This is a genomic window from Belliella filtrata (assembly GCF_022549775.1).
GTDB lineage: Bacteria > Bacteroidota > Bacteroidia > Cytophagales > Cyclobacteriaceae > Belliella > Belliella filtrata.
Genome location: NZ_JAKZGP010000055.1, coordinates 19,269 through 31,816, shown reverse-complemented (window position 1 = coordinate 31,816; position 12,548 = coordinate 19,269). Strand labels below are relative to the sequence as shown.

Annotated in this window: 8 protein-coding genes; 7 read left to right on the top strand and 1 reads right to left on the bottom strand. The window is 37.8% G+C overall.

What is annotated here, in order from left to right; all coding sequences use genetic code 11:
- Positions 1 to 85: 85 nt before the first annotated feature.
- Positions 86 to 3,262: a histidine kinase N-terminal 7TM domain-containing protein gene (locus tag MM239_RS16675; RefSeq protein ID WP_241349392.1), complete on the bottom strand. Its 3,177-nt coding sequence runs from the start codon at positions 3,260 to 3,262 to the stop codon at positions 86 to 88.
- Positions 3,263 to 3,417: 155 nt separating this feature from the next.
- Between MM239_RS16675 and MM239_RS16670 the strand changes: the two genes are divergently transcribed.
- From MM239_RS16670 to MM239_RS16640, 7 genes are all read left to right on the top strand, one after another.
- Positions 3,418 to 3,894: a hypothetical protein gene (locus MM239_RS16670; RefSeq protein WP_241349391.1), complete on the top strand. Its 477-nt coding sequence runs from the start codon at positions 3,418 to 3,420 to the stop codon at positions 3,892 to 3,894.
- 305 nt (positions 3,895 to 4,199) lie between these two features.
- Positions 4,200 to 6,809: an ATP-dependent chaperone ClpB gene (gene clpB, locus MM239_RS16665; protein WP_241349390.1), complete on the top strand. Its 2,610-nt coding sequence runs from the start codon at positions 4,200 to 4,202 to the stop codon at positions 6,807 to 6,809.
- Between the two features lie 113 nt (positions 6,810 to 6,922).
- Positions 6,923 to 7,558, top strand: coding sequence for a response regulator (locus MM239_RS16660; protein WP_241349389.1), 636 nt, complete (start codon positions 6,923 to 6,925; stop codon positions 7,556 to 7,558).
- 114 nt (positions 7,559 to 7,672) lie between these two features.
- The gene (locus MM239_RS16655; RefSeq protein ID WP_241349388.1) at positions 7,673 to 8,524 is read left to right on the top strand and encodes an N-acetylglucosamine kinase; all 852 of its coding nucleotides are present in this window, start codon (positions 7,673 to 7,675) and stop codon (positions 8,522 to 8,524) included.
- Positions 8,521 to 9,363 (top strand): N-acetylmuramic acid 6-phosphate etherase, encoded by an 843-nt coding sequence (gene murQ / locus MM239_RS16650; RefSeq protein ID WP_262918695.1) that lies wholly within the window; start codon positions 8,521 to 8,523, stop codon positions 9,361 to 9,363. Before MM239_RS16655 ends, murQ begins: the two co-directional genes overlap by 4 nt.
- A gap of 19 nt (positions 9,364 to 9,382) precedes the next feature.
- Positions 9,383 to 10,954, top strand: a complete 1,572-nt coding sequence (locus MM239_RS16645; RefSeq protein ID WP_241349387.1) for a glycoside hydrolase family 10 protein — start codon at positions 9,383 to 9,385, stop codon at positions 10,952 to 10,954.
- A 42-nt stretch (positions 10,955 to 10,996) separates the two neighbouring features.
- Positions 10,997 to 12,469: a sodium:solute symporter gene (locus MM239_RS16640; protein WP_241349386.1), complete on the top strand. Its 1,473-nt coding sequence runs from the start codon at positions 10,997 to 10,999 to the stop codon at positions 12,467 to 12,469.
- The last annotated feature ends 79 nt before the right edge of the window (positions 12,470 to 12,548 follow it).

Below are 12,548 nucleotides of genomic sequence, written 5' to 3'. Positions count from 1 at the left end.
CTCATTGTCAATATGTTTAGTTAGTTTTAGCCTGTAATCTTCCTTTTTTTCAGAATTAGAGTTACCCCCTATATACCCCTATAATTTACACATTTTTTTTATTAATTTGCTTAACTAAACGACATTGGTTTTTGATTTCTTTTTGAAGTTGTTCCAGTATACTACTGATTTCAGTAATGGTATCCTCAATGATATGATTGTTCTCAAGGTCTTGGATTTCTCTTATCTTTTCTAAAGATTCTGACAGGCCTATTAGATTTTTAAGCTCCAAATTTAGAGCAATACCTTTGAGTGAATGAGCGGTTTGCTTGATTTTTATGATGTTCTTATTTTCAGCATAGCTGATAAGCTCTTTTTGAAGTCTTCCGATATTTTCTTGGCTCACCAAAATCAATTCTGCAAAAAACTCTGGGTCTGTATGCTTATATTCTTCAAACTTCGATACATACTTTGGTCTACTGGGTTCTTCATAGTTATGGAGATATTTTCCCAACATCTCAGAAATATCAGAGACTAATATTGGCTTACTTAAGTAATCGTCCATTCCAGCTTGCAGGCATCTCTCAAATTCTCCTTTGACTGTCCCCGCAGTCAGCGCAATGATTGGTGTCCTGGCACTTTTTTCAATTTTTCGAATCGCTTGAGTGGCCTCATATCCACTCATTTCTGGCATTTGGATATCCATAAAGATCAAGTCAGGCTTGTGAAGCTTGTAAAGCTCAACAGCTTCAAGTCCATTTCTTGCTTCAGTGATAGATGCAGAAGGAACAATGTTTCTTACAATTGTTTTTGCTAGAAGCATATTCACAGGATTGTCATCCACAAGGAGAATTTTGCAACTTTTACTTTTAAGAAACTCAACATCTATATTGCTTTCGCTTTGGGAGAAATCATTTTCAATGTGCATTGAATCTACTTCTTTGACAGGTGCTTTTATAGTAAAGAAAAACTTACTCCCTATACCTAGCTCTGTTACTAGTTCTAGCTTACTATCCATTAGTTCTAGTAGCTTGTTGCAAATGGTAAGCCCTAAGCCAGTCCCTCCATATTTCCTAGTGGTAGAACTATCTTCCTGTGCAAAAGCATCAAAAATAACTTTCTCTTTGTCTTTCGAAATGCCTATTCCTGAGTCTTTGACAAGAAAAGTGAGGAGTACTGTATGTGATCTTTGATCATATTCATTCACTTGAATGGCCAATTCTATCTCTCCTTTTTCCGTAAACTTGACAGCATTACTCAATAGATTCATCAAAATCTGTTTGATTCTGATAATGTCCAGAAGTACGATTTTGGGTAGTTCTTGATCTAGAGAAAGAATGAGCTTTAGGTTCTTTTCTTCTATTTGAGGCTTGATTACAGTCATGGACTCTTCAGCAAGCTCTTTTAGATTGAGCTCCACTGGGTTCAATTCTAGTTTCCCAGCTTCTATTTTAGAAAAATCAAGGATATCGTTTATTAGTTCTAAAAGTAAGTTCCCTGACTGCGTTATAGATTGTAGGTAATTTCTTTGAGTTTGATCCAAGCTTGTTCTCATGAGCAAGTCGGAAAAACCAATTACGCCATTGAGCGGTGTTCGTATTTCATGTGACATGTTAGCCAGAAATTCAGATTTTGCAATGCTAGCCTCTTTTGCTTTTTGCATAGACTGAATCAGGCTATGTTCCAGAGTTTTTCTTTCTATTGCATTGGAAATACTGTCAGCAAAACTCAGCAATAGAGCGGCTTCAGCTTCACTCCAAACCCGCTCATTGGTACAATCATCAAAGCCTACATATCCCCAAAAATGATCCTCAACAAAAATTGGGATTAGCAAAATGGACTTGATTTGCTGACCTTCTAGTAGCTCTTTTGTATCCTTATCATCGAGTTGTGATACTATAACTTGGTAGATTTTATTTCCAACCAAAAAATGGATTGCATCTCCATAGATATCCATAGGTAGATTTTGTAATTCTGGATTATTTATCTCAGAAGGTACATCAGCAGCACTCCACTCAAATCTTTGTGAACTGTAAATTTTCCCAAATTCATCTTCACTATTTTCAAATAAGTAAGCCCTGTCTACTTCGGCGCCTTTTCCTATTATGGTAATCGCTTTTTGAGTTGCGGTTGAAAAATCTGGATTCGATAGAAGTTCTTTGGTGGCTAAAGCGATAGATTTTAGCATCAATTCATTCCTTCTCAAATCTGTGTTGGCTTTTTGAAGCTTCAGTTCATTGGCTTGAAGAATCTCTTGGGTTAACTTCTCGTTTGATACATCTCTAATTTTCAAATAAAATGTTCTTTCGTAATCAGAGTTGTCAGACAGGGTAGACTCCCTTTTAAAAATCAATGTCTGTGTGCCTGTGGGTTTTAGCTCCAAATCATTAGGGACTTTATTTGTATCAAATAATGGAGATAACGCTGGCCATTGATTTACAATAATGGTTTTGGTGAGGGGTGGTTTCAATTGCAAAAGAGAAGCGGCTGTTTTGTTATGAGTGATTACAGATCCTTCATAATCAAGAATAATGACTCCGTCGTTAAGATCATTAAAAATCTTTTCAAACCCTATAGGCATTGATTTAAGCAAATCAAGTTTAAACAGTCCCCAATACATAAAAATGGCACTTATTGCTAATGAAAATGGCACCAGATCTAATGGAGTACTTATAATATTAAACAAATCCATGATATGTGTAAACCAAGGAACTAACGTTGCAAACAAAATGATTACTACTTGCTTAGAAAATGCATTTGGAACAAAGAGTAGCATCCTAATGAGCAAAATGTTAGAAACAACCACTATGAATATGTTGAATATGCCATAGAGCCAATGAATAGGGCCTGGGACAAATGTTATGCTGTAAAATGAATCATAGGCAACTATATCAAAGCTCTCATAAAATTTGCCATGCCAATAATTTGTAAAAAGTGTAATTAAAAAAAATATTGGAAATCCGAAAACTATTATTTTACCAACTTTTCCTAGATATTTCTCATTTCCTGTGTACTTTAGTACAAATGCCAAAACTAGGGGAGTTAGCATCACTCCACCAATAAATTCCAACTTGAATAACCAAATGATATAAATTTTAGTTGTAGAGATAATCTCAAATCCGTAAAGAATAGCATAGGAAAAGCATGCTATCATAAGGTAATTGAAATACTTCTCTCCATATTGATTAGTATCTTTTCTACTTAGAATGATAAGGAAGAGGAAAAGAATGCTTGTAATAAATATGGGTATAGAAAGAAAGTTGAATTGTAGTTGTTCTATCATGTATTAAAGGCGTAACTATGTTATGAATAACATAAATCATGGGGTGCTGTGCATATTTTAAAACAAAATTGACTTATTAATATATAAGTTCTATCATGTTAAATTTATTGAACCAATATAGAATAATATTTTCAAAATTGATAAACTAACTTGTTATGAAAAAAATTAAAGTAGTTTTTGGCGCATTTATTTGTGCAGTGATTCTATCAGGAACGGCCTTGGCACAAAGTTCTAATGGAGTAGAACAAACCAAATCTGAATTAGCAGAGATCAAAAAGGCTCAAAAGGAAGAAAAGCAGCGTCTTGCTCAGGAGAAGAAAGATTTGAAAGCGCAACAGGCTGAGCTTAAGAGAGCTCAAGCAGCTGAAAAAGCCGAGATCAAAAGAATTAAAAACTTGGAAAAAGCTCAAAAGAGTTACGACAAGGCTCTCACAAAAAGACAGAAGGAGGAGCTTAACCTTTCAAAACAAAATTTGAAAATCCAAAAAGCGAAGCAAAAAGGCACAACAGAGGAGAATATTGCCAAAATGGAACTTAAGCAGAAGCAATATGAAATCAACGTTGAAAAAGCTAATACAGAGGTTTCAAAGTTTGAAAGAGACCTTCAGAGATACAGATCGAAAGATAAGTGATTAAAATAGATTCTCGCTGATTAGTAAAAACGCAATCGGAATAGCAACTCCAAAGCTTAAGCACTTGTTAAACATTCATTGTATTATTAGCTAGAGTTGTATTTTAAGTCTGAACTCATTCTGGTGGTGGGTTCAGACTTTTTATTTCCTATAATAGCAGACAAGCCTTGTTTAATCTTGTCATTATGGCTGTTTTTCAATGTTTTACGCTGTGTTTTCTGACATTTTTTCCGAATTTTTGATCTGGTTGCTTATTTGATCCATATTTTTTCAAACAATAACACTACCGAACGAATACATCAATCATGGATTTCAATCAATATACAATCAAGTCTCAAGAAGCAATTCAAAAGGCAGCCGAGTTTGCTATTTCGGAACAACAACAAGTCGTTGAACCAGCTCACTTGCTCAAAGGAATCTTTTCAGAAGATGAAAATGTAGTAGATTTTATCTTCTCCAGATTGAAGGTGAATAAAGAATCTTTGGTGAGGCGAATGGATGAGTTGATTCAAAGTTTGCCGAGAGGAACTGGCCAGCAACCATACCTTTCTAATGCTACCAATAACGTACTCAATGCTGCTAAACAATTCACCAAGGAATTTGGTGATGAATTTGTAACCATAGAGCATCTCTTGCTGGCCATATTGAAAGGTAGCGGCAAGACTGCGCAAATATTAAAAGATCATGGCCTCACAGAAAAGGCCACAATTGAAGCCATAAAAGAACTTAGAAAAGGAAATAAAGTGACAGATCAAAATGCAGAATCAAAATATAGGGCTTTGGAAAAATATTCCAAAAATCTAAACGAGCTTGCTAAAAAAGGTAAGATAGACCCCGTCATAGGAAGAGATGAAGAGATCAGAAGAGTACTTCAAATCTTAGCTCGAAGGACAAAAAACAACCCAATTCTCCTCGGTGAGCCTGGAGTAGGTAAGACGGCAATCGTAGAAGGTCTAGCTCAACGAATTGTAAGTGGAGATGTCCCAGAAAACTTGAAGTCTAAGACTTTGATTTCTTTGGACATGGGACTTCTAGTAGCTGGTGCAAAATATAAGGGGGAGTTCGAAGAGAGACTCAAAGCTGTGATCAAAGAAGTTACGGATTCGGATGGAGAGATCATTCTCTTTATCGACGAAATACACACTTTAATAGGCGCAGGTGGAGGAGAAGGAGCCATGGATGCAGCAAACCTCTTAAAGCCAGCTTTGGCTCGTGGAGAACTCCATGCAATAGGAGCCACTACACTGAAGGAGTATCAGAAATACATTGAAAAAGACAAGGCTTTGGAGCGAAGGTTCCAAGCTGTGATAGTAGATGAGCCTGATGCGGCTGATGCGATTTCTATCTTGAGGGGTATCAAAGATAAGTATGAGTTACACCATGGTGTACGCATCAAGGATGATGCAGTAATTGCCTCAGTGGAACTTTCTCAGCGTTACATCTCAGATCGATTTCTTCCTGACAAAGCCATAGATTTGATGGATGAGGCAGCGGCAAAACTTCGTATGGAGATCGATTCTTTGCCTCAAGAATTGGATGAACTTAATCGTAGAATCATGCAGCTCGAAATCGAGCGAGAGGCTATCAGGAGAGAAAGTAACAAGGATAAAGAAACGGTGCTTAGCAAAGAGATTGCAGAGCTTTCTGAAAAAAGACAAGGGATCAAGGCTAAATGGGAAAGTGAAAAGGCTGTCATCACAGGGATAAGAAATGAGAAAGAATTCATTGATAAGCTGAAACTTGAAGCAGAGCAAGCAGAAAGAGCGGGAGATTTTGGTAAAGTAGCAGAGATTCGATATGGAAAAATAGTAGAGGCAGAGAAAAGGCTTGGTGAGTTTCAGGGTCAGCTGGAAGCTATGCAAGCAGGCTCACCTCTACTCAAGGAAGAAGTCGATCATGAAGATATTGCATCGGTAGTATCCAAATGGACTGGAATCCCGCTTAGCAAAATGATTCAAAGTGAAAGAGAAAAACTTCTCCACTTGGAAGATGAGCTCGGTAAAAGAGTTTCAGGTCAAGCAGAAGCAATCACTGCCTTGTCCGATGCGGTAAGGAGAAGCAGGGCAGGTCTTCAAGATCCAAAGCGTCCCATTGGTTCATTTATATTTATGGGTACAACAGGTGTGGGGAAAACAGAATTGGCCAAAGCCCTAGCCGACTACCTCTTCAATGATGAAAATGCTATGGTGAGGATAGATATGTCTGAGTACCAGGAGAGGCATGCGGTCAGCAGGCTTGTGGGAGCGCCTCCAGGTTATGTGGGTTATGATGAGGGGGGACAGCTTACTGAAGCAGTAAGAAGAAGACCTTATTCAGTAGTCTTGCTAGATGAAATCGAAAAGGCCCACCCTGATGTCTTCAATATTCTCTTACAGGTACTTGATGATGGTAGACTGACAGATAATAAAGGCAGAATTGCTAATTTTAAGAACACGATCATCATATTGACTACTAATATTGGATCTACCCTTATCCAAGAGCGATTTGCTGAGATGGAAGAGTGGAACAAAGATGTAGTGATGGAAAAGACAAAGTCAGAAGTCTATGATCTTTTGAAGTTGTCAGTAAGACCTGAGTTCTTGAACAGGATAGATGAAACGATCATGTTCGAACCATTGAACAAAAGTGTGATAAGGAAGATCGTGGATATACAGTGGAAAGAGATTCAAAAAAGACTTGCGGAATCCAATATTGAGATAGATGCGACTTCAGAAGTCTTAGATTATCTTGGGCATGTAGGATTTGATCCACAATTTGGTGCCAGACCATTGAAGCGAACCATGCAGAGATTGGTGCTCAATGAGCTTTCCAAGCAGATTCTTGCTGGATATGTCAAGCCTGATTCAGCCGTCTTGGTAGATTTGGACGCTGACCAGCAAGTTTATTTCAAGAACGTAGAAAGTGTAGTGATTTAGTAATGATTGTTAGTTGGTTAGGCCCTCAAACTTCGGTTTGGGGGCTTTTTTTATAATATTTTTGGAATTCCGATTTAATTTTTGTGAAATTTAAGGAACTAATGGTACCTACTATGATTAAGATTTTGATTTCTGATGATCACCAAATGTTTATTGATGGGTTGAAGTCTATCCTTAATTTTTCGGAAGAGATAGAAGTAGTCGGTCAAGCAATGAGTGGAAAGGAAGTTTTAAGCTTTTGTGAAAGGAAGGAAGTAGACATCGTGATCATGGATATCAATATGCCAGAGATGGATGGGATAGAGACTACAAAGAAATTGATTTTGAGTCATCCGAAGGTGAAGATTTTGGGCTTATCTATGCACAATGACAGGAGTTTTATTTCCGATATGCTCAAAGCTGGTGCTCATGGATACATTTTGAAAAATACGGGAGCTCAAGATCTTCTGGCTGCAATCAAGTCACTCCATCAAGGAGAAAATTACCTTGGCGATGAAGTCAAGCAGACATTGTTAAACACATTTATCAAAAATACTTTTAAGCAACAAGTTTCAGAGAAGCTTTCAGAGAGGGAGTTCGAGGTACTAGAGTCTATAGCCTCTGGATTGACCACCAATGAAATAGCTGACAAGCTTTTCATCAGCAAAAATACTGTAGAAACTCACCGTAAAAACTTGCTCTACAAATTAGGTGCAAAAAATACAGCGGAATTGATCAAGAATGCATACAAGAAAAGGTTGATTCAGTGATTATAGGAAATCCCCATTTTCAGGGATATGAATGCCTAAAATAAAATTGATTTTTGTAATGATGAGTCAATGCCAATTTTGGTATTACATGTTTTACACGTTATTCAAAAATCTATGATATTGATTGCAGATAGTGGATCCACCAAAACGAACTGGATATTTTTAGACGCTGAAGGGCACAAAGTCAAAACTCAAACCACCATAGGTCTGAATCCATATTTTGTGAGTGAACATCAAATACAGGAAGTAGCTTCATGCGTAGTGGCCAATCAAGTGAATGATGTGAACAGGGTAATGTTCTATGGAGCAGGCTGCGGAAAAATTAAGAAAGCCTCAATTATCCAAAATGTATTAGAAACTGTATTTCCTAATGCCTTTGATATTCAAGTGGAGGGAGACATACTCGGAGGAGCTAGAAGTACCCTTCAAAATGCTCCTGGAATATCATGCATTATAGGTACTGGAGCAAATTCATGCGTGTATGATGGTGAAAAGATAATAAATAATGTCCCTTCATTAGGATACCTTCTGGCAGACTATGGAAGTGGAGCAGTCATGGGAAAAGACGTACTTTCTATGGTGTTGCAAAGAAAACTTCCAGTAGACATTACCAAAGAATTCTATGATTTCTACCAATTAGATGATAGAGAAATTTTAGATAGCTTGTATAACTTGCCTTTTGTGAATAGGTTTTTGGCTTCCTTTGTGCCTTTCCTTTTGCAATACAGTGAGGTGGAAGAGTTTGCTCAGGTGATTAGCCAAAACTTCAGGAAGTTTTTCGAATATTTTGTTTTACCATACTTTCCAGAAAATGAAAATTTGCCAATTACCATAGTAGGATCTGTGGCTTTTCATTTTAAATCTTTTATAGTAGAAGAAGCTGCAAGGTTGCATATTGAGATTAATCAGATCGTCAAGAATCCTATGGAGGGATTGATACAGTATCATACAGGCGTCAAAGTATGATGATTTTCAAATCAAAGACTCAAATCAAAGATATAGAGATGACCACTACAGAATTAGATTCTAAATATGTTGACCTTGAAAAAATGTCAACGATAGAGATATTAAATGGGATAAATCAGGAAGACCAACAGGTAGCATTGGCAGTACAAAAATGTATACCTAGCATTCAACTTCTACTAGATCACTTGGTGTCAAGATTCGAGCAAGGTGGAAGGTTGTTTTACATAGGTGCAGGTACCTCTGGGCGATTAGGTATCCTAGACGCATCAGAAATTCCCCCTACCTATGGAGCAAGTCCAGATCTGGTAGTAGGCCTGATAGCTGGAGGCGATGCTGCAATTCGGAAGGCCGTGGAAGGAGCCGAAGATGATATCGATCAAGCTTGGAAAGACCTGCAAGTGTATCATCTTTCAGATCTTGATACAGTGGTTGGCATAGCTGCATCAGGACGTACTCCTTATGTGGTCGGAGGAGTCAAAGCTAGCAAGGCTCATGGTGTGTTGACAGCATGCATTACATGCAATGAAGGGTCAGAATTGGCAAAACATGTGGATGTCCCAATAGAAGCAGTAGTTGGGTCTGAATTCGTCACTGGTAGCACTAGAATGAAATCTGGTACAGCGCAGAAATTGATACTCAATATGATCAGCACTGCCCTGATGATCAAGCTTGGCAAAGTGAAAGGAAATAAAATGATCAATATGCAACTTAGCAATCAAAAGCTAATTCAAAGAGGTATAAGGATGATAGTAGAAGTATTACCTGAGCTAAGTCAAGAGCAAGCCAAAGCTTTACTTTTGAAACACGGCTCTGTAAAAGCAGTATTAGAAAATATTTAAATAAACCCTAAATCCAGTCATGATGTCAACTTGTACCATGAAATATTTCTTGATCATTTTTTTGACTATCCATGTTTTCTTTCCAAAGGATTCCTTTGCTCAAAATGCTCCAAAAAGGGAGATGAGAGCTGCATGGATCGCTACTGTAGAAAACATCGATTGGCCAAATCAACGTGGCTTGAGTTCACAGCTGCAAAAGGAGCAATATGTAAAGCTACTAGATCAGCTTAAAGCCTCAGGCATGAATGCTATTATCATGCAGATTCGACCTACAGCGGATACATTTTATCCTTCGAGCTATGAACCGTGGTCCGCTTTTCTGACGGGAGAGCAGTCTGCGGCGCCAGATTCTTATTACAATCCTTTGACTTTCATGATAGAAGAAGCAAGAAAGAGAGGCCTTGAGTTTCATGCTTGGTTCAATCCATACAGAGCAAGTATGAGCAAGGATTTCACCCCATCAGATGAACATCCCATGGTAAAGCATCCAGAATGGTTTGTGAAGTATGGTGGAAAATGGTACTACGATCCAGGAATTCCAGAAGCTAGAGCATTTGTATTTGATGCTATCATGGAAGTAGTTAAGCATTATGATCTTGATGCAGTGCACTTTGATGATTATTTCTATCCTTATAAAGTGGCAAATGAAAACTTCCCAGATGATAAATCTTATGAGAAATATGGTAGAGAAAGCTACGAGGATATTGATGAGTGGAGAAGATACAATGTTGATTTTTTCGTGGAAGAACTTAGTCAAAGAATCAAGCAAGAAAAACCTTTTGTGAAATTTGGAATTAGTCCTTTTGGTGTTTGGAGAAACAAAGACAAAGACCCAAGAGGGTCTGATACTCAGGCTGGAGTTACCAATTATGATGATTTGTATGCCGATGTTTTGAAATGGTTGGAAAAGGGATGGATAGATTATATTACTCCACAGCTTTATTGGCATATAGGATTCGAAAAGGCAGAGTACAAAACCCTAGTGAAATGGTGGGAAGAGAATTCCTTCGGTCGTCATTTGTATATTGGACAAGGGATATATAGGGTAGGTGAGAAAGGCTGGGAAGATCCCGAAGAAATCAAGAATCAAGTGGAGTTCAATAGAACTTTCGAAAATATACATGGGAGCATGTACTTTTCAGCCAAAACTATTGGTGAAAACAAGCGAGATATAAATACCCAGCTAGGAAAAATATATTCTTATCCGGCCTTGATACCTGAAATGCAGTGGATAAAAAGTGACCCTCCTTCTCTTCCACAAATATTAACTGTCGAGGGTAGCCCGCGAGATGGAATAAAGCTGACTTGGAAGGATCAAAGTGTGGGTAATCAAGCTTACTATGTCATTTACAGATCTGAAGCAAAAGCAGCATTAGATACTGAAAACCCAGCTCATATTTTGACTATCATACCCAAAAGTAGCTACACAGAGCAAGTATGGGTAGATCATAAAGCTCAAAAAAGACAGACTTATACCTATCAGATTTCTGCGGTGAATAGGCTACACCAAGAAGGGGAATTGAGTGAGAAAATTAATGTGATGACAAAAGGAGAGAAAAAAGCTGTCCAAGGCAATGTGAAAAAGAGATAATCTATGAAGGTTTTAGTTTTTTAAATCATTTAAGTTTGGATTATGGGGCAGGGATTGGTCTTTGGAGTCGTAATAGTGTATTTTATGTTGTTGATTTTGATCAGTTATCTGACTTCTAGAAAGTCAGATCACATGACATTCTACACAGCAAATAGACAATCTTCGTGGATTTTGGTAGCATTTGGGATGATTGGAGCTTCTCTATCTGGGGTTACTTTCATATCCGTTCCTGGTGAAGTAGCTTCAAAACAGTGGACATATTTACAGTTCGTAATGGGCAATATGGTAGGTTATGCGCTCATAGCTACCATATTGATACCTTTGTTTTACAAGATGCAGCTCATTTCAATCTATGAATATCTTCAAAATAGATTTGGTAGAGGTGCTTACAAGTCAGGATCTGTATTTTTTATTATTTCTCAAACAATCGGAGCATCGTTTAGGCTGTTCCTAGCAGCCACGGCGCTGCAGATTGGGTTTTTTGAAGCATTTGGCGTCCCTTTTTTTCTTACCGTTCTGATTACCTTAATTCTGATATATCTTTATACTGTCAGTAGTGGTGTGAAGACTATTGTCTGGACAGACACCTTACAGACGATGTTCTTATTGGCTGCCGTGACAGTGACGATCATCATTATCAGCAGAGAGTTGAGTCTAGGGCCAGTGGAGCTTGCTCAGCTCATAGGTAATAGCGATATGTCTACTGTTTTCGAATGGGACATTTTGTCTGATAGAAATTTTTTCAAAATGTTCGTGTCTGGAGTCTTCATTACCATAGCTATGAATGGCTTAGATCAAAATGTTATGCAAAAGAATTTGACATGCAAAAACAAAGCGGAAGCTCAGAAAAACATTTTCTGGTTTTCGGTTTCATTTTTCTTTTCGACGACACTTTTTCTTAGCCTTGGCATTTTGCTTTATACTTTTGCAGAAGTTCATCAACTTACGATCCCGAGTAGTTCAGACGAATTCTACCCTTTATTGGCATTAAATAACTTAGGTACCCTTACAGCGATGGCTTTCATGTTGGGGATTATAGCAGCAGCATTTTCAAGTGCAGATTCTGCATTGACAGCACTGACGACATCGTTTTGTGTAGATATTTTGGGCTTACCAAGCAATAAGAAATCCTTGAAATTTAACAACATAATTAGAAAATTGGTCCATGTAGGATTTTGTTTATTGGTGTTTCTGGTGATTGTGATATTCAATGAACTCAATGATAGCAGCGTAGTAAGTGCAGTTTTTAAAGCCGCTGGATTCACTTATGGGCCAATTTTAGGTTTGTTTGCATTTGGACTGCTGAGCAAAAGGGAGACGAAGGACCGTTGGATCCCATTGGTATGTGTGGCTAGCCCAGTACTTTCTTATATTTTGGATCAACATAGTGAAGCGTGGTTTTATGGTTATCGTTTTGGATTCGAAATTTTGATTGTCAATGCATCCTTTACATGTCTTGGATTGTTATTGCTTAGTAAAAAGTCTGAGCTGTTACCAGAAACCTTTTATAATTGATCCTTTTCATGTTTTTCCAAGTAGTTTGTAGAGTTTATTCTTTACAGGTAGGATGTACCCTTGAATAGGATAATGTGCA